The organism is Brachybacterium sp. AOP42-C2-15 (assembly GCF_052377065.1).
Lineage (GTDB): Bacteria > Actinomycetota > Actinomycetes > Actinomycetales > Dermabacteraceae > Brachybacterium.
Genome location: NZ_JBQSWK010000011.1, coordinates 73,200 through 91,489, shown reverse-complemented (window position 1 = coordinate 91,489; position 18,290 = coordinate 73,200). Strand labels below are relative to the sequence as shown.

The following is an 18,290-nucleotide window of genomic DNA, read 5'->3' as shown; positions in this document are numbered from 1 at the left end:
TCGTTCAGCGCCCCGCAGCGCGCTTCGTCCGCGCGGTCGCGGGCGCTGTCCACGGATCCTCCGGCCAGGGGTGGCGGGGATAGCGGCCGCGCATCTCCTTGCGCACCTCGCGGTAGGGCCCGTCCCAGAAGGAGCGCAGGTCGTCGGTGATCGCGAGCGGCCGACGGGCCGGGGAGAGCAGGTGGAACAGCACCGGCACCCGCCCCCGCACCAGGCGCGGCGTCTCGGCCAGGCCGAACAGCTCCTGCAGTTTGACCGCCACCACCGGGCGGCCGTCCTCGGCATCCGGCGCGGGATAGTCGATGCGAGCCGTGTTCCCCGACGGCACCGCGAGTCGCTCCGGGACCAGCTCGGCGAGCTCGGACGCCTCCGGCCAGGGCAGCAGCAGCCGCAGCCCGCCGGTGACATCGATGCCGGAGAGCTTCGTGGTGCGGGCCGAGAGCTGCGGGGCGAGCCAGGTCTCCAGCCTCTCCAGCAGGGAGGCCTCGTCCATCGCGGGCCAGGGCTCGCCGAGCTCGCGATGCACGAGCCCGAGCCGGGCACGCAGCGCCGTGGCCGGCTCGTTCATCGCCAGCCCCGCGAGGCCCCGGGCTCGCACCTCGGTGAGCACCGCGGGCAGCGTGTCTGCGGCGGTCGCGGTCACCGGGGTCGAGGTCAGCTCGATCGCCCCGAGCAGGCGTCGCTGCCGGGCCCGCACGGTCCCGCCCTCGAGGCGGGCGGTGCGCTCGGAGACCAGCAGCTCGGACCCGGCGAGGAAGGCGTCCTCCTCGCTCAGCGGTGCGGCGGCACGGATCACCGCTCCGGTGCCGTCGGCCGCGCGGCCCTCCGCCCGCTGTACCTCCCAGACGGCGAGCCAGTCCCGGCCCAGCAGGCCGCTGCCCTCGGGCAGCGCGGCCCGGGTGCCGGAGGCCAGGAGGTAGGAGCGGGACCCCTCGGCGGTGCGATGGGCGATCCGTTCGGGGCGGGCGAGGGCGAGGACGGCGCCGGCCTGGTGCGCCGCATCGGTGGCTGTGAGGAGCGGAGCGGCTCCGCGGCGCGGCTCGGCTCGGTGCGGCTCGCCGGAAGTGCGGGCGATGCGGGTGAGGCGGTCGCGTTCGCGGCGCCAGCGCTCGACGCCGGGCGCGCGACCGGAACGCAGGTCTGCGAGCAGCCGGGGCAGGTCCGCTCCCGTCGGCCGATGGTCGTCGGAGACGGCCGCGACCACCTCCGCAGCGGTGCGGGCCGCGTCCCTGCCCGGCAGGCGCTGCGCCCCGTCGACCAGCGCACGCGCCTCCCGCACCCCGACGGGCAGGCGGGCCACGCGGGTCCCGGAGGGGGTGGGCCTGCCCTCGTCATCGACCAGACCGAGGGCGTGCAGGGTTGCCTCCGCGGCGGCGATCTCCCCGGCGGGTGGCGGGGTCAGCAGCGGCAGGCCCTCCCCACGGGGTGTTCCCCAGCAGGCCAGCGACAGCGCCGCATCGGTGAGATCTGCCGAGGCGATCTCCGGCGGGGACTGCGCCGGCATCCCGGCCAGGTCGGACTGCGCGAAGACCCGCACCGCCGCGCCCGGGCCCTGCCGGGCGGCACGGCCCGCGCGCTGCTCGGCCGCGGCGCGCGAGGCGCTGACGGTGACCAGGCCCGACATATCCCGGCCACGGTCCCGCCGTACCTCCCGGGAGAGCCCCGCATCGACCACCAGATGCACCCCCGGCACGGTCAGCGAGCTCTCCGCGAGCGCGGTCGAGACCACGATGCGTGGCAGCTCACCGGGACGCCGACCACCGGTGGCACGGTCCTGCTGGCTGGCGGGGAGCCGGCCGTGCAGGGCGAGCACCTCCACCTCGCCTCCCACCAGGCCCTGCAGGCGGGCGACCACCTCGTCGACCTCCCGGGCACCGGGCACGAAGACCAGTGCATCGGTGCCGTGCTCCCGCTGTGCGCGGGCCGTGGTGCGGGCGAGATGGTCCAGGTACTCCCGTGTGATGCCACGGGCGTCGAGCCGCGGGGCAGGGGAGGGGGCATAGGAGACCGCGAGCGGATGCAGAGCGCTGGGGACCTCGACGATCGCCGCACCGTCCAGCACCCCCGCCACCGCCGCGGCGTCGAGCGTCGCGGACATCGCTCCGACCAGCAGGTCCTCGCGCAGATAGCGGGCCTCGGCGAGCATCCCCAGCAGCAGGTCGGTGTCCAGGGAGCGCTCATGGACCTCATCGAGCAGCACCGCGGCGACCCCGGGCAGCTCCGGCTCCGCGAGCAGACGCCTCAGCAGCACCCCCGGGGTCAGCATCTCCAGTCGCGTGCCGGCGCCCACCTCCCGCTGCCCGCGCACCGTGAAGCCCACCGGCCCGCCGAGCGTGGAGCCGTCGAGCTGGGCGATACGGCGCGCGGCTGCCCGGACTGCGACCCGGCGCGGCTGGGTGACCAGGGTCAGTCCCTCGGAGAGGTTCGCGACCAGCGGCGGCACCAGCGTGGTCTTGCCGGTGCCGGGCGGCGCGGTGACGACCATCGCGCCGCTGCGGGCCGCCGCCTCGAGCTCGCTCCGTGCGGCGGCGACCGGCAGCCCTGTGCCGATGGCGTCGAGGTCGAAGCGGTGCGGTGCGGGCGGGACGGTCGGCGGGACGGGCATCCTCCCATCATGCCGCGCCGGCGGGTGGGGGTGCTCCTCGGCTCTGCTCTCGGGCTCGCCCTCCTGGCGGCTCTCGGGCTCGCCCTCCTGGCGCCATCTCCCGGACATGCGCGCCTCGGCCGCCGTTCATCGCGCGCTGGTGGGATGCGCAGGCCCCCTCGTGATGACCCAGGAGTATCTGTGCGCCCCAGCCCTGCCCCCTCGCCGTCGGACGTCGCCGTCCGGCGTCCCACGCTTCACCGTCTCGGTGCGCTGACCGGCGCTCTCGCGTTGTCCGCACCACTGGTCTCCGCCGTCGTGCTCGCGCCGTCGGCCCCCGCGTTCGCCGCCCCGGCCGACGTGCAGATCTCCGAGGTCGAGTCTGATGACCCCGACGGCGGCGAGGACTGGGTCGAACTGGTGAACACCGGTGCCGGGCCGGTGGATCTCTCCGGCTGGTTCCTCAAGGACGACGACGATGCCCGCGACTGGACGATCCCCGCCGGCACCGTGCTCGTCGCCGGCGAGCACCTGGTCCTGGACCATGCGGATGCGGTTCCTGGCGGCTTCGACTTCGGGCTCGGCAAGGCTGACATCGCCCGGCTCTTCGCCGCCGACGGCACCACGCTGATCGATTCCCTCGCCTGGACCGAGCACGCGCCCACCAGCTACATCGTGATCGACGGCGAGGTCACCGCCTCCGCCGAGGTCACCAAGGGGTCGGCGAACTCCGGCCCGTACGTCCCACCGCCGGCCGCCGAGGAGCACCCGGACGCCGAGGCGATCCGCGTGACCGAGGTCGTCTCCGAGGGGGATGACTGGGCCGAGATCATGAACGTCTCGGACCGCACGATCGACCTCTCCGCCTGGTACCTGCTGGACGAGAAGGACCTCCCCGCCGAGGTCCCCGCCGTCGTGCCCGCTGGCACCGAGCTCGCCCCCGGTGAGCGCTACCTGTTCCAGGGGATGCCGTTCGGGCTCGGCAAGGGTGACCAGGCACGGATCTTCGCCCCGAACGGCTACCTGGTCGACGGCACGAAGTGGCCGGAGGACACTCACGCCTTCCCGTCCTGGCAGCGCTGCGGCGGGGGCGAGGGCGAGTTCGGCAGGAGCCACGTCGCGACCCCTGGGGCTCCGAACGCCTGCGGCGATGGGGTCATCAACGAGACGAACTCCAGCGGTGATGACTTCGTGGAGCTGAAGAATCTCGGCTCCGAGCCCGTGGACCTGAGCGGCCACCGGATCCTCGACTCCGACGACGAGCACGTCCACACGCTGCCCGCCGGCACCGTGCTCGCGCCGGGTGCGCTGCTGCTGATCACCGGCGACGAGCTCGGCTACGGACTCGGCGGTGAGGACCAGGTGCGCCTGCAGGACGCCGACGGCACGCTGCTCGGCCAGGTCTCCTGGACCGAGCACGTCACCGAGTCCAACGCCCTGTGCGACGGCGAGCACGTCCCCTCCCGGACCGCCACCCCGGGCGAGGAGAACGACTGCGGCACCGCCGAGCCCGTGGTCACCACGGCGCTGCCCACCGACGGGGACGTCACCGTCCTCGACGACGCGGGGGAGTGGGGCGAGGACCTCTCGGGTCTGGACCTGCAGATCCTCGAGGACGGCAGCACGGTGCTCTGGGGTGTCAACAACGATGCCGGCCAGATCTCGCGCCTGGTCCCGGCGCCTGACGGCACCTGGCAGCAGTCGGAAGGCTGGCCCACCGGCGGCAAGCACACGCTCTTCGCCGATGGCACCGGAGAGCCCGACGGAGAGGGCATCTCCGTGGGCGCGGACGGGCGGATCTACCTCTCCGTGGAGCGGGACAACGCCGCCAAGGGTGCCTCCCGCAACACCGTGCTCGCCTATGACACGAGCGCCGAGGGGGACGTGCTGACCGCAGCCTCCGAGTGGGACCTCACCTCCGTGCTGCCGGCGACCTCCGCGAACGGTGGCCTCGAGGGCATCGAGATGGTGCCTGCGAGCGCCTTCGCGCAGCTGGGCGCCGAGGTCCCGGTCGCCGAGGCCTACGCCTTCGTGGTCCTCGAGGACACCGGCGACGTCTACGCCCTCGCCCTGCAGGCCGGGGGCGACGCCGTGCTGGTGGCGACCCTGCCTTCTCCGCTGCCCGGCCTGATGGCACTGGACCATGACGCCGCCTCGAACACCCTGTGGGCCTTCGCCGACGAGGCCCTCGACGGCGTCTCCGTGCAGTACCAGCTCGGTGCGGCTCCAGTGGTCGCCTCCGCGGTGTTCGCCCGCGCCGACGGCATGCCCGCCCAGTTCGCGAACGAGGGCGTAGCTCTCGAGCCGACCGAGGTCTGCACCGACGGCGTGCGCCGGGCCTGGTTCGCCGATGACGCGGATACCGACGGGCACGCGCTGCGCGGGATCGGCCTGCTGGACCCGGCATGCGAGCGTGCGACTGAGGTGACGCCGGAGCCCGGTCCTGCCCCGGAACCAGGCGCGGGTGACGAGGCGGGCGACCAGGAGGGTGGCCAGGATGCTGATCCTGTGCCAGCACCCACGCCGAACGATGGCGGCGACCCCTCGGCATCTCCCGGGGCTGAGGGCGACCGTCCCGGGGCTGCGGCCCCGGGTGGCGCTCAGGTCTCCGTCAGCGCCGAGGGCGAAGCGGGCTCCGAGGGGGCGCGCTCGGGAGTGCTGGCCCGGACCGGCGTGAGCGCGGCGGCGATCGCTGCGACGGCGCTGGGTCTCGTGGCTGGCGGGTTCTGGCTGGTCCGTCGCTCCCGCCTGGCCTGAGCCCCGAGCGGAGGGTGCGCGGGGGCGCTCAGTCGATGAGGTCGAACTCGACCTGCTGGGTGTCCCCGCAGACGCTGGTGACGGAGATCGTCCACAGGTCGATGGTCACGCTCTCCCCGAGGGTGACCGCCTCGACCTCCCGCGGGCTGCCCTCACCGACGGTGGCTGCCAGCTGGGCGTCCTCGCCCTCGATGCCCACCACGTCGATGGTGAGCGTCTCCCCGGCGCGCTCCGGCAGCTCAGGCGTGGCCGTGCTCCCGACCTTCCCGAGGTAGGCGCCCTCACCCGAGCAGGCCGCCGGCGGGGCGAAGCCCTCAGGGGAGGGAGTGACCGGATACGGCTCCGGGGGAACTGCGGCCGCAGTCTGCCCGCCGCCATCAGAGGCACTCCCGCCATCAGAGGCACTCCCGCCATCAGAGGCACTCCCGGCATCGGTGGTGCCGCCGCCGTCGGAGGCTGCGGAGGGCGCGGAGGCGGGAGTCGGCTGTTCCGGGCCCGGCGCGCTCTCCCCGCAGCCGGCGGCGAGCAGCGTCACCGCGAACAGGGCCCCGGCGAGACGGGCGGCGGACGGACGGATGACGGTGGAGCGAGCAGGCACACGGATCCTCACGGAGGGCGACGTCGACGAGTGCAACGCTAGCGGACGGCTCCGGCATGCCACCATCTCAGGGGTGAGCACACCTCGACCGCGACCGACCCCCAAGATCCTGCGCGGGATCAGCGATCCCGCGCGGCGAGTGCGGCCGGTGGAATGGAGTGCGAGCGGACGGCCCCCCGGGAGCGAGACGAACCGGGTGAGCGAGCCGGCAGCGGATCAGGGCTCAGATCGGGAACGGGCCACGGCCGGGGAACGAAGCCCGTCGGCCCAGCTGCCGCAGCGCCGTGCCCGCACCGTCGAGCTCCCGCGCCCGGTGCCGAGCGCGCCGCCGGGCGCCGTGCACACGCTGAGCGCCGAGGACCCGCGCCCCGTGCCGCGGCCGCTGCGGATCACCGACGCGGACATCCGCTCCGTCGGGGTGGCCGGGCTGCCCTCGGAGCAGATCGTGCAGACGGTCGCCGATCCGGAGGACGCCTGGACCGCGGACGCCGGCGCGAGCGACCACTTCCTCCGCGCGGAGCTGGTGGTGCAGGTGCGCCGGGCGGACAACGCCGTGATCGGCCTGTTCTCGACCCGCTATGCACTGTCCGTGCGGCCAGCGGAGTACGAACCCGCCCTGGACATCGCCGAGGCAGCGGCCGGACCGAGCACCCGGGGTGGGCAGGGGACCCGCCACCCCACCTCTCGGCGCGAGCTGCTGCGCCGGATGGAGGGCGCGGGGTTCGTGGTCACCCCGGGCTCCACGCACGGCCGGGTCACCCATCCGCAGCATCCCGGGCTGGTGCTGCCCTTCGCCTCGACACCCTCGGACCGCCGCTTCACCCGGCATGCGGTCGCGCAGATCCGGCGCGTCTTCGGGATCGACCTGCGGCACTGACGTCAGCTCAGCCTGAGCCTCGGGCACGCAGGATGCTGTACGACGTGTGCCCGAGGGCGCGCAGCAGCTGGATCATCCGGTCGAAGGCGATCGCGCCGGCGACCGCCCGCATCACCTGCACGTCGTCGCTGACCTCCGTGCCGGGCTGCCCGGACTGATCCCGGATCGAGGCGATGTCGGCCCGAGCGATCTCGGCCATCGGCTCGGCGTAGCGGCGCAGCGTCTCGAGATCCGTCGGCATCCCCCAGCTCTCGAGCGAGCGCAGGAGCGCATCCAGCGCCCACCGCGGTGCGGTATGTGCATCCGGCCAGCCCAGGTGCGAGAGCAGCGGGGTGATCGACGGGTGCTCCAGGTGGCCCTCCGCTGCGGTGTCCGGTTCCTCGACGGGCAGGCCCAGGACGATCAGCTGGGCCGCGCCGAGTGCGCTGAGCAGCGTCTGCTCGGGGTCGTCCAGGATCGCGGTGAGCTGTGCGATGCGGGTGATCGGGGCCCCTGCGACCTCCCGCAGGACCTGGATCAGCTCGAGGCGCTCGAGATGGGCGGGCCCGTAGTCCTGCCGGGTCGCGGTGAGCCGCTCCCCGGCGGGAAGCAGCCCCGCGCGCCGGTAGTACTTGATCGAGGCGGTGGAGACCCCACTGGCCTCGGACAGCTCTGCCAACAGCATCGCAGGACCTCCGGGTCTGTGCGTCGTGGCGACCGTGGATAGTGTGCCGACCAGCAACTATCTTGATGGCGCGGCATGGGATAGCGGAACTATCGTGCACCCCATGGACGCCTTCACGCCAGTGATCACCCTGCATGCCCTCGCGGCCACCTACGTGCTGGTGCTGGGTCCGCTGCAGATCCTGCGTCGCCGCCGAGACCTCGCCCATCGGCTGGTCGGGGTCACCTGGGTGGCGGCGATCCTCACGGTGTGCATCTCGAGCTTCTGGATCGCGCCCGACGGCTTCTCGTGGTTGCACGGGCTGTCGATCTGGACCCTGGTGTGCATGGTCGTGGCGATCCTCGGGATCCGTGCCGGGAACGTGGGCGTCCATCGCGGCTTCATGATCGGCTCCTATCTCGGGACCCTCGCAGCCTTCGCCTTCGCCGCCCTGGTCCCGGCGCGGCTGATCCCGCAGCTGCTGCGCAGCGAGCCGTTGATCGTGGTGATCACCGCTCTCGGGGTCGGCGCCCTCGTGCTCCTCGTCCACGTCAGCGTGGTGCGGACGGCCGGGCAGCATCCGCAGCGCGCGCAGGGTGATCTCAGCAGCACCGGCGTCTGAGACCGACCGGAGATCTCCGCGGACGGCGCATCGCGGTCTCGGATGGCGCATCACGATCCCCGGACAGGAAATGTGTCTCAGGACAGAAAAGTGTCCCGGGACAGAAAAGTGCCCCGGCTCGTCCCCACGAGCCGGGGCCATCCCTTTCCCCCGCGCCCCCGGATTGTCGGAGCCTGCTTCCTCCTCAGTCGGCAGGTCCTCCGGTGACGCGTTGAGACCAGTAGACCCCGGCTTCCGGAAAAACCACTGGGGTGAGGCTGGTCAATCCCTGAGTGCGACGGCCGGCGATGCGTGATGTGCTCGTGGCCTGCGCGGGGACCGGTCCAGACCGGTCGGTCGCTCAGCCCACGGGGAAGCTGAGCTCCTCGCCACCCGTGCCCACCTCATCGGTGTAGCTGATCTTCTCGAGCACCATGTCCTCGGGCACATCCGCGTACAGCAGCGCGGTCGCCTCTTCGCCGGGAGCCACCTGCGGCCCCGAGGTCGAGAACGAGGCGTAGCGCAACGGATGATCGGTGCCCGCGTCGTCGTAGAAGCGGAAGTTCGCGCCCGCCAGGCCGATGTCCTCGGTGCCGTTGTTGGTGATGGTCACGGCGACGCCGATGAACTTCCCGTTCTCGGTCTCCAGGGTCTCGTCCTGGGTGTCCAGCGTGGCGCCCTCCGAGGGTGCGGAGACATGGATCGAGAACGAGGAACCCGCGCTCGAGGTGGGATCTGCCGAGGGATCGTCGCTGGGCGTCTCGATCGGGTCGTCGGTCGGATCATCGCTGGTGGGGCCATCCGTCGGATCATCGTCCGTGGTCGGATCCTCGGACGGGGTCTGGCTGGTGCTGGGACCGCTGGTGGGGTCCTCGCCGCCGCCGTCGCGGGAGAACAGCCAGAGACCGACGCCGATGACCACCACCAGGATCGTCACCAGCAGGAGGCACCCGCAGGCGACGCCGACGTACAGGCCGGTACGGCTCTTCTGCGGAGGCGCGCTCGGTGCTCCATAGGGGTTGCTCATGGTCTCCTCCGCGGTGGCGCTCAATGGAACTGCCCACGGTATCGGCCGGTTCGGCACCGCGCGATGGGGAGAACTCCCCCGAGTCCTGCAGCACCCCTGCAATACTGTCGCTCAGCCGGACAGGGTCTGAGACGGCAGAGCAGGGCCGCCAGGCAGGACAGTCCGGTCGACTTCACTCCCCACGACGCCTTCCCGCACCACGAGGAGACTGGCCATGCTGACCAGACTGCATGATGCGCTGCGACTGCGCACTTCACCCGTGATCTTCTTCGGCTCGGCGGCGGTCATCATCGCCTTCGTGGTCGGCACGATCGCCTTCACCGAGCCCATGGGCAGAGCGACCAACGCCGCCTCGGACTGGCTGCTGACGAACCTGGGCTGGTTCTACATCCTCGGGGTCACCGTGTTCCTGGCCTTCCTGATCGTCATCGCGGCGGGACGCTTCGGCCGCGTGAAGCTGGGGCCGGATGACGAACCGCCGGAGCACTCCGGCGGAGCCTGGTTCGCGATGCTCTTCGCCGCCGGCATCGGCTCGATCCTCATGTTCTGGGGTGTCGCCGAGCCGGTCAGCCACTTCGGCGCGCCACCGCGCGCCACCGAGCTCGGCATCGAGGCCGGTTCCCTGGCCGCCGCGCGCGACGCCATGAACTTCACCTATTACCACTTCACGCTGCACACCTGGACGATCTTCACCCTGCCGGCACTGTGCTTCGCCTACTTCATCCACAAGCGGAACCTGCCGCCGCGCGTGAGCTCGATCTTCCAGCCGCTGCTGGGTGAGGGTATCCACGGACCCCTCGGCAAGGCGATCGACATCATCGCCATCATCGGCACCGTGTTCGGCATCGCCGTCTCGGTGGGCCTGGGGACGCTGCAGATCAACGGCGGGCTGAACCAGCTGTTCGGAGTCCCCGAGAGCGCCGGCTGGAACCTCATCATCATCGGCGTGGTCTGCGGTCTCGCACTTATCTCAGTGTCGATGGGCCTGGACAAGGGCATCAAGGTGCTCTCGAACTTCAACATCGTCGTCGCCGTGCTGCTGCTGCTCTTCGTGCTGTTCGCCGGTGGTGCCACGCTGTTCATCCTCAAGGGCACCATCGAATCCTTCGGCAACTACCTGGTGGCGCTGCCGGAGCTCGCGCTGTGGAACGACACCTTCGCGAACACTGGTTGGCAGAACACCTGGACCGTCTTCTACTGGGCCTGGACCATCACCTGGTCGCCGTTCGTGGGCATCTTCATCGCCCGCATCTCGAAGGGCCGCACCATCCGCCAGTTCGTCGCCGGGGTGCTCGCCGTGCCCTCGGCCTTCTCCGTGATCTGGTTCGGCGTCTTCGGCTATGCGAGCTTCGACATCGAGCTCAACGGCGAGGGCGGGCTGGTCGAGCGGGTGGTCGAGGACGGGGACATCCCCGGCGCATTGTTCGCCTTCCTCGACCACTACCCGGGCGCGTTCGTCATCTCGGTGATCGCGATCATCCTGGTGATCATCTTCTTCGTCACCTCGGTGGACTCCGCCGCGCTGGTCACGGACTCGATGGCCAACGGTCACGAGGACTTCAACCCGCTGGGTCAGCGAATCTTCTGGGGCGTGGCGATCGCGCTGGTCACCGCTGCGCTGCTGGTGTTCTCGGGCTCCGACGGGCTGGAGGCTCTGCAGTCGACGATCATCCTGGTGGGACTGCCGTTCTTCATCATGGGCTGGTTCCAGATGTACGCCCTGCTGCGAGCCCTCCGCGAGGACGCCGGGGAGCTGCCGCCGATCCGCACCCGGGAATGGGCGCAGGTGCTGCCGCCGGAGGAGTACGAGCGCCGCGAGGAGGACGAGGAGTACGACACTGACGACTACGTCGTGGAGCCGACCTTCACCTCGGAGGTGCCGGTGATGAGCGACATCTACGAGGAGTCCGCCGAGGACGGCGCCGATCCGTCGGCGGTGGGAACCGGGACCCTGCCCTCGCGCACCGGCAGCGCGAGGGCAGAACTTCCGGAGCAGGGGCGGGACGAGTCCCGCTGACCGAGCTCCGCTGAGCGGCGGGAGAGCACGACGCAGAAGGGCCGACGCCCGCGAGAGCGGTGCGTCGGCCCTTCTGCGTGCCGGAGGCGCGAATCAGGAGGGATCGACCTGATGCTTGTCGGCGCTGCGGCGGTAGTACATCGCGAGCACGGCGCCGGAGAGGTTGTGCCAGATCGAGAAGATCGCGGCGGGCAGCGCGGCGGTCGGGCTGAAGGCGCTCGCGGCGAGCGTCGCGGCCAGGCCGGAGTTCTGCATGCCGACCTCGATGGAGGTGGTGCGGGCGGCGCGTTCGCCCTGGCGGAGGAGGCGGGCGGCCCAGTAGCCGAGCAGGTAGCCCACGCCGTTGTGCAGCACCACTGCGAGCAGCACGATGCCGCCGGCGGTGACGATCGCCTCGGTGGAGCCGCTGACCACGGCGATGACCACGAGCGAGATGCCGGCGACGCTGACCCACGGCAGCGCGGGCAGGATCTTGTCCACCAGCGTGCCGGCGATCAGCCGGATCACGAGGCCGCCGATGACCGGGATGAGCACCATCTTCACGATCGACATCGCCATCGCTCCGGCATCCACGGGCAGGTAGGAGCCCGCGAGCCACAGGGTCAGCATCGGGGTGAACAGCGGGGCGAGCAGCGTGGAGATGGAGGTCATCGTCACCGACAGGGCGGTATCGGCTTTAGCCAGGTAGGCGATGACGTTCGAGCTGGTGCCACCTGGGGCGGAGCCCACCAGGATCACGCCGACGGCGAGTTCCGTCGGGAGCTGCAGCAGCACGGCGATGCCGAGTCCGATCAGCGGCATGATCACGTACTGGGCGATGACGCCGATGAGGACCGGCAGCGGTCGCTTCACGACCAGGGCGAAGTCGGGCACCGTGAGGGTGAGGCCCATGGCGAACATGATGATGCCCAGGTAGATGCTGGTGAACTGCGCCAGCGACTGATCGACGCTCGGCACGAAGAAGCCGAAGGCCGCGGCAGCGAGGATCAGGGCGGGGAAGACGGTCACCGCGATGCGCGCGGAGCGGTCCTCTGAGGTGCGGGCGGTGGACGCAGCGGGGGGTCGCGTCTCCGTGGTCGAGGGGGATGGAGTGCTCATGCCCCGCATGGTATCGCCCGATGAGATGGCGTCCCATGATGTGGACCACCAGTTGCCGCGTGTGGATCACGTCACTCGAGCCTGCGGCACCGATCCGCGGTCCCGACCGCGGTCAGCGATACTCCATGCCGGGGATCTCCTGCCGCGCGCGGAGCCCGTTGCCGGGCAGCTTCCGCACTCCGTGCCGCAGGTACTCCCGGGCCAGAGGGGGAGGACATCCCGCCCGCTCGAGCCCGGCGCGCAGCTGATCGGCGATCTCTTCCGCTGCGGGGGAGGCGAACACGATGATCCCGCGTCCTGGGACCGGGGGCCGTGCGGTGCCGGAGAGCTCGGAGTCGCGGTCGGGGCCCAGGAAGCTGACGGCGTGGTCAGCCCCCGGCCCCAGGAAGAGGTGGGCGCTCGAGGGGCGACGGAAGCGACGGTCCCATGTCGGCTGGAGGCTGTCGATCCCCGTGTGCACGCGAAGGGTCGCCGGGTGGATCTCGGTGAACCGCAGCTCCCGGGGACGGCCTGCGAGGATGCTCCGCCCCACCACCACGCCGCCGGCATGTACATCCAGATGCGCAGAGCCGCTCCACAGCAGATATGCCGCCATGGCCGCGGTGATGATGACGCCGATGAGGGTGACGAGCAGCAGCTCCGGCAGCCTCCACACCCCGGCCACGACGAGCGTGACCAGGATGATCAAGGGCCCGACGCTCAGCCAGCCGATCGCCGCGAGGATCGGGACCCGCGTGCGATATCGCTGCAGCCGAGGGCCGAGAGAAGTCTGCTGTGCCATGGGAGCCGAGTATGGCATCGGGGCGCCGGGGAAGGTCACGCGGGGTCGGGCGCCGCGGCGTGCTCGCCGGTGATGAGCTGGCCCAGGGCATCCCGCAGCGACTCGGGCCCGACCTGCGCGATCCGGAGCACGGCGGAGTCATCCGGGGTGGCGGTGACGGAGTCGGCGACGACCACGTGCACGGCCTCGTCGGTGGCGTGGAAGGAGGCGCTGCGGGCCGTCGCGCTGTCGGGGGTCGAGGTGACGACCTGGGTGAGATGGCGGGTGCCCTCGGCGATTCCCGCGCCCCACTCCTCGGGCGGCGCTCCCGCGGAGACCTCCCGCATCTCCGAGTCTGTGGAGGCGACGCCTCGGGGGTCCACGACCCGCACGAGGCGTTCGCCGACTGCAGGCGTGGGCAGGACGGCGAAGGAGTGGAGACCCTCGGCGGTCACCGTCTCCTCGAGGGTTACCCCGACGCTCTGATGGTAGAAGTAGCAGCGCAGCTCCCGGGGTGCGTCCTCGACGTAGATCGTGCGCAGCGCGGTCGTCACCGCGACGGCGCTGCGGCGCAGGACGAGCGTCCCGGCGGTCGTGGGATCTGCGACCAGTGCCTCATCGGCGATCTCGGGCTCACGTTCCTCGAGCTCGGCGGCGACCGCCTCGGGGACCAGCTGGTGGCGACGCATCAGGATCCGTCGCACGCTCGCGGCACCGGCCTCGACCCCGCCGGGATGCTGCTCCGCCCAGGGCATCCACACCTCGGAGTCGGGGAGCCCGGTCTCCTGCAGGAGGACAGCGAGCTCCTCGTCCAGAAAGGATCCGAGCTCGACGCGCTCGCGCGTGCCGTCTCGCAGGACGGAGGCCGCGGCGCTCAGGGAGCGGCGGGTGTGAAGGGTGTCGTGATCGGTGGTGGTGTGCGGCGTGGTCATCTCTGCCTCGGGGTCGGGGTGGGAACGGTGGTGGGAACGGGAGGGTGGGGTTCGTCAGACGAGCAGGGGGTTCCAGCGCTTGGTGTCGAAGCCGTCGTTCATCGTGTCGGAGAACCAGTCGCCGACCTCGCGGCTCAGGTCGAAGTCGAAGAACTCCTCGCCTGCCCAGTCGGCGATCGAGATGACGTCGGCGACCAGTCCGATGCCGATGGTGACGGGGTGGGGGATGTACCCCACCAGTCCGGCGACGCCCAAGATGGCCTCGACCGGATCGTCGGCGTTGATGATCCCGTCGATCGTGAGGGGGATGTCGACGATCGGGATGAGCTTCGAGATCCGCTTGAATCCCTTGGATTCGAGCAGCCGGCCGAGCTTCTTGTCGAACTCGGCGCCGTTCCACCAGTTCTTCAAGCGGCTCCCACCCTCTCGGAAGGCGGGCCAGTCGATCCTGCCCTCCTTGAGCCCGTCCCAGATCGCCTGGGCGGTGTCCGTGAGGATCCCCCAGCCGGCCAGAAGCGTGCCGCCGAGGTCCTTGAGGGTCTCCCAGAGGCCGTCCTCGGGTTCCGAGACGTCGTCCTGTTCCTGCGCCTCGTCGCGCAGCTGGCGTCCCATCTCCTCGATGGCGGTGTAGAGATCGCGCGCCTCGTTCGAGATGCGCTCCCACTCCGCGTAGAACGCATCGGCGTCAGGCCCCTCCCAGGACGGACGGTTGAAGGCGAACATGCTGTTGCCGACGCGCTTGAACTCGTCCTCCATCGAGTCCGAGCCCCGCTCGAAATCGCGGTAGAGGTCCTGCAGCTGCTCGGTGTCCGCCCCCAGAACTCGCCCATGTCCGTATATCCCCCTGATGAACCCTGCGTGCGCCTGGTGCGCCCACTGCTGGTTCGCAACGGTAAGCGCGCCGAGCGGACGGCGCGATGGGGAGAGCTCCCCATCGGTCGCCACGGCGGGACGAGCCGGGTTCAGCCGCGCTGGCGGGCCGGGACCGGCCAGGCGTGCACCGGCTCGCCGGTGTCCACCGCGGACCGGTAGAGACGGGTCATCTCCGCCAGAGCCTCGGATCGTGTCGCACCGCGCAGCTCGAGCGAGGTGACGGTGTCGATCTGCCAGCGGGCGCCGTTGCGGCCGGTGCGGGCACGCTCGGAGAGGATGCCGTCATAGCGCTCGACCACGTCCGCATCCGCACCGAGGTTCCGCAGTCCCTCCATGGCCTGGGGTATCAGCTGCTCGAGCAGCAGATCCGCCACGCGCACCCTCCCCACCTTGGGCCACCGCACCCGGGCTTCGAGGCCCCACCGGGCGCACTGCTGGAAGGCCTCGGCGGCTTGCTCGAAGCTCATCCGGGACCACAGCGGCCGTCGCTCATGGACCAGCGAGTGGAGGATGCCGTAGAAGAACGCGGCATTCGCGGCCATGTCCGCGGGCGTCGGCCCCGCCGGCAGCAGACGGTTCTCGAGCCGCAGGTGCGGGAGGTCGACGCCGGGGTCGTAGATCGGCCGGTTCCAGCGCCAGACGGTGCCGTTGTGGAGCATGAGCTCATGCAGCCGCGGTGAGGAGCCCTCGGTGAGCAGGGGTTCCTCAGCCATCTCCCGCGACTCGGGGATCAGCGCCGGGAACAGCCGCACGTTCTCCTCGAAGAGGTCGAACATCGAGGTGATCCAGCGCTCGCCGAACCACACCCGCGGGTGTACGCCCTGGGTGGCGAGCTCGGGCGGGCGGGTGTCCAGAGCCTGCACGAAGGTGGGGATGCGCGTCTCGTGCCACAGCCGCCTGCCCAGCAGGAAGGGCGAGTTCGCGGCGAGCGCCACCTGTGGTCCGGCGATCGCCTGAGCGGCGTTCCAGGCGGCGGCGAACTGCTCCGGAGGGACCTGCAGGTGCAGCTGCATCGAGGTGCAGGCGGATTCGGGCGCGATCGAGTCGAACGTCGCGTCCAGGCCCTTGCCCTTCCCCTCGCCCTCGATGCTCAGGTAGATCTCTTCCCCGCGCGCTTCGAGGACGCTCTTCTCGAGCGCCTCGTAGCGGGCGCCCGGGGCGCGCCATTCGTCGCCCGAGAAGAGCTCCTCGGTGATGGTGGGCAGGTGCCCGATGGGGATCACCCGTGCGCCACGGGCCTGGGCGGCGGCATCTGCGCGGTCGATCTTCTCGGTCAGTTCGCGTTCGAGGGCGCGCAGCCCCTCACCCTGCGGGCGGGAGACAGGCAGGTTCGCCTCGAGGTTGTAGCGGCCGATCTCGTGGACGTAGTCCTCGTCGTCCAGATCCTCGAGCAGCAGATCGGAGATCAGGGCTGGAGCCATGGTGTCCGTCTGGGCGAGGTTCATCTCGAGCTCGACCCCGACGGTTCCCTCGTCCACGAACTCGGCCGTGTCCAGGAAGGTCTCGAAGAGGTCGAGGTTCCGACGCAGCTCCCGGCGGTAGCGCGTGCGCTGGGAACGGGTGTACTCGGTGCTGCCGATCTCGCGTCCCATGGTGACCTCCAGTTGGTGGCGGGATGATGGCGCTCATCCAAGCACGTCCGCACCGCGGGCACGTATGCAGATGGCTATTGTGATCGTCTCACCTCACCAGGGCCGGTACCGGCCCTGCCGTCTCCAGAGCGCGCAGGGCCGGGTCGATCCCGTCCGGGCACCCTGGCAGGCCGGCATCAGCTCGGGGTACTCGAGCTCGCCGGGATGGGCACGGCCGTCCTGGTCACGCTGGATCGTGCGCACCAGATGCTCATCGTGCAGGACGTACCCGTTCCAGAAGATCTCGCAGTCGCAGCCGGCGCCCACCTGGCGCAGGCGCCGCACCAGAGCGGTCGCCTGCGGCGCCCGCAGGTCTCGGTAGCGGCGGGCCCAGCGCAGCCCGCGACAGCCGTGCTCGAGCATGCGGAACACGTAGCACAGCAGGCACTCGGGCGGGACGGGGTCGGTCAGCTGAGCCGAGAGATCCCGCAGCATCTCCTCGGCCGCCGTCAGCGGTGTATCGGTCATGACGGCAGTGCACCATCGCAGCCGTCCGCAGCGCCGCGTCCGGGTTCGGGATGTGGATGACCAGGCGTTGTGGAGGAGAGGCCGGGGCCGGAGACGTTGCTGAAGTGACCGCTGCGGAATATCGTGGCAGCACCCATCCGTTCGGCGAAGGAGCCTGCGATGTCGGACCTCAAGCACCGCTACGACCACGTGATCATCGGAGGCGGCATCGCCGCGGACCGAGCGGCCCGGGCGATCCGTGAGGCGGACCCCGACGCCACCATCGCGATCCTCTCTGCGGATCCCCACGCTCCCGTCTACCGCCCGGCCCTGTCGAAGGCCCTCTGGCATGGCGAGGACCCCGATCCTCGCAGCCAGGAATTGCACACCGCGGAGGAGACCGGCGCCGAGCTGTTCACCGGCACCCTGGTCACCGAGCTCCTGCCCGCCTCCCACAGCGTGGTCACCGCCCGCGGGAACCGCACCCATTTCGGGAAGGTGCTGCTGGCCACCGGGGCCTCGCCCCGTCGGCTCCCGGGGCTTCGCGATGACCGGGTCGCCTACCTGCGCACCGTCGGGGATTACCGGCATCTGCGCCGGCTCGCGGTGGACGGTGCCCGCGTCGTGGTGGTCGGTGGCGGGTATATCGGCTCCGAGGTCGCCGCGGCGCTGACCCGCACCGGTGCTGCGGTGACCCTCGCCCATTCCGGAGAGCGGCTCCTGGAGCATCTGTTCCCCGCCTCGATCTCCGACCATGTCCAGCAGACCTTCACCGCGCACGGGATCACCATGGTGCCCGGATTCCGCCTGGCCGGAGTCGATGCCGGTGAGAAGCTCGTGCTGCGTGCGGAGGACGGTCGCAGCCTCGATGCAGATGTCGTCGTGCTGGGCCTGGGCGCGTCACTGAACACCACCCTCGCATCACATGCGGACATCGACCTCGAGCAGGGGGCGGTGGTGGTCGACCCTCAGCTGCGCACCAGCAAGCAGGATGTGTACGCCGCCGGCGACATCGCTCTGTTCGACGACCCGCTGCTGGGGCTGCGACACGTCGAGCACGTCGACCATGCCGAGGCCTCCGGCACCGTCGCCGGCAGGAATATGGCGCGCGCCCTGCTGGACGACTCGCTGGCGCCGGAGGAGTACTCCTATACGCCGCTGTTCTTCTCCGACCTCTTCGACGACGGGTACGAGGCGGTGGGACGACTCGACGCCGAGCTGGAGATGCGCGAGGTGTGGAATGCGGAGCGCAGCGCCGCGGTCGTGTACTACCTCGAGGACGGCGCGGTCGAGGGCGTGCTGCTGTGGAACACCTGGGACTCGGTGCCCCGAGCCAGCGACGTCATCGCCGCCTCACAGGAGGGCCAGCTCCCCGCGGACTCGCTCGAGGAGCAGATCATCCCGGGCGGCTGAGAACTCGGCGCAGTCCCCCCGTACACTTCCTG

Annotated in this window: 15 protein-coding genes; 5 read left to right on the top strand and 10 right to left on the bottom strand. The window is 71.0% G+C overall.

Going from position 1 to position 18,290, the window contains the following annotated elements; genetic code table 11:
- Nucleotides 1-4: 4 nt before the first annotated feature.
- Nucleotides 5-2,605, bottom strand: coding sequence for an ATP-dependent helicase HrpB (gene hrpB / locus ACT3SQ_RS08170; protein ID WP_441444006.1), 2,601 nt, complete (start codon nucleotides 2,603-2,605; stop codon nucleotides 5-7).
- 180 nt (nucleotides 2,606-2,785) lie between these two features.
- On the opposite strand from hrpB, the gene ACT3SQ_RS08165 reads away from it, so the two are divergent.
- Nucleotides 2,786-5,341 (top strand): lamin tail domain-containing protein, encoded by a 2,556-nt coding sequence (locus ACT3SQ_RS08165; protein ID WP_441444007.1) that lies wholly within the window; start codon nucleotides 2,786-2,788, stop codon nucleotides 5,339-5,341.
- 28 nt (nucleotides 5,342-5,369) lie between these two features.
- On the opposite strand, the gene ACT3SQ_RS08160 is transcribed toward ACT3SQ_RS08165, so the two are convergent.
- Nucleotides 5,370-5,939, bottom strand: coding sequence for a hypothetical protein (locus ACT3SQ_RS08160; protein ID WP_441444008.1), 570 nt, complete (start codon nucleotides 5,937-5,939; stop codon nucleotides 5,370-5,372).
- Nucleotides 5,940-6,012: 73 nt separating this feature from the next.
- On the opposite strand from ACT3SQ_RS08160, the gene ACT3SQ_RS08155 reads away from it, so the two are divergent.
- Entirely contained in the window at nucleotides 6,013-6,816 is an 804-nt protein-coding gene (locus ACT3SQ_RS08155; protein ID WP_444601038.1) for a hypothetical protein, read from the top strand.
- Between the two features lie 7 nt (nucleotides 6,817-6,823).
- On the opposite strand, the gene ACT3SQ_RS08150 is transcribed toward ACT3SQ_RS08155, so the two are convergent.
- Nucleotides 6,824-7,480 carry a MerR family transcriptional regulator gene (locus ACT3SQ_RS08150; RefSeq protein WP_441444010.1) on the bottom strand — a complete coding sequence of 219 codons (657 nt, stop codon included), beginning with the start codon at nucleotides 7,478-7,480 and terminating at the stop codon, nucleotides 6,824-6,826.
- A gap of 103 nt (nucleotides 7,481-7,583) precedes the next feature.
- Between ACT3SQ_RS08150 and ACT3SQ_RS08145 the strand changes: the two genes are divergently transcribed.
- Nucleotides 7,584-8,081 carry a DUF2306 domain-containing protein gene (locus tag ACT3SQ_RS08145; protein ID WP_441444011.1) on the top strand — a complete coding sequence of 166 codons (498 nt, stop codon included), beginning with the start codon at nucleotides 7,584-7,586 and terminating at the stop codon, nucleotides 8,079-8,081.
- Nucleotides 8,082-8,421: 340 nt separating this feature from the next.
- On the opposite strand, the gene ACT3SQ_RS08140 is transcribed toward ACT3SQ_RS08145, so the two are convergent.
- Nucleotides 8,422-9,087, bottom strand: coding sequence for a DUF4352 domain-containing protein (locus ACT3SQ_RS08140; RefSeq protein WP_444501849.1), 666 nt, complete (start codon nucleotides 9,085-9,087; stop codon nucleotides 8,422-8,424).
- Nucleotides 9,088-9,301: 214 nt separating this feature from the next.
- Here ACT3SQ_RS08140 and ACT3SQ_RS08135 point away from each other — a divergent pair, with 214 nt between their 5' ends.
- A complete protein-coding gene (locus tag ACT3SQ_RS08135; protein WP_441444013.1) occupies nucleotides 9,302-11,104 on the top strand; it encodes a BCCT family transporter in 1,803 nt (600 codons plus the stop codon).
- Nucleotides 11,105-11,197: 93 nt separating this feature from the next.
- Here the strand turns inward: ACT3SQ_RS08135 and ACT3SQ_RS08130 are convergent, their stop codons facing one another.
- The 6 genes from ACT3SQ_RS08130 to ACT3SQ_RS08105 all read right to left on the bottom strand — a co-directional run bounded on the left by ACT3SQ_RS08130 (nucleotide 11,198) and on the right by ACT3SQ_RS08105 (nucleotide 16,866).
- Nucleotides 11,198-12,202 carry a bile acid:sodium symporter family protein gene (locus ACT3SQ_RS08130; protein WP_441444014.1) on the bottom strand — a complete coding sequence of 335 codons (1,005 nt, stop codon included), beginning with the start codon at nucleotides 12,200-12,202 and terminating at the stop codon, nucleotides 11,198-11,200.
- Nucleotides 12,203-12,314: 112 nt separating this feature from the next.
- The gene (locus ACT3SQ_RS08125) at nucleotides 12,315-12,983 is read right to left on the bottom strand and encodes a hypothetical protein (protein ID WP_441444015.1); all 669 of its coding nucleotides are present in this window, start codon (nucleotides 12,981-12,983) and stop codon (nucleotides 12,315-12,317) included.
- A 35-nt stretch (nucleotides 12,984-13,018) separates the two neighbouring features.
- Nucleotides 13,019-13,894, bottom strand: a complete 876-nt coding sequence (locus tag ACT3SQ_RS08120) for a hypothetical protein (protein ID WP_441444016.1) — start codon at nucleotides 13,892-13,894, stop codon at nucleotides 13,019-13,021.
- Nucleotides 13,895-13,948: 54 nt separating this feature from the next.
- A complete protein-coding gene (locus ACT3SQ_RS08115; protein WP_441444017.1) occupies nucleotides 13,949-14,839 on the bottom strand; it encodes a WXG100 family type VII secretion target in 891 nt (296 codons plus the stop codon).
- Between the two features lie 17 nt (nucleotides 14,840-14,856).
- The gene (locus ACT3SQ_RS08110; RefSeq protein WP_441444018.1) at nucleotides 14,857-16,359 is read right to left on the bottom strand and encodes a glutamate--cysteine ligase; all 1,503 of its coding nucleotides are present in this window, start codon (nucleotides 16,357-16,359) and stop codon (nucleotides 14,857-14,859) included.
- A 93-nt stretch (nucleotides 16,360-16,452) separates the two neighbouring features.
- Nucleotides 16,453-16,866 (bottom strand): DUF2695 domain-containing protein, encoded by a 414-nt coding sequence (locus tag ACT3SQ_RS08105; protein ID WP_441444019.1) that lies wholly within the window; start codon nucleotides 16,864-16,866, stop codon nucleotides 16,453-16,455.
- 159 nt (nucleotides 16,867-17,025) lie between these two features.
- Here ACT3SQ_RS08105 and ACT3SQ_RS08100 point away from each other — a divergent pair, with 159 nt between their 5' ends.
- Nucleotides 17,026-18,258 (top strand): NAD(P)/FAD-dependent oxidoreductase, encoded by a 1,233-nt coding sequence (locus ACT3SQ_RS08100; RefSeq protein WP_441444020.1) that lies wholly within the window; start codon nucleotides 17,026-17,028, stop codon nucleotides 18,256-18,258.
- Nucleotides 18,259-18,290: the final 32 nt, after the last annotated feature.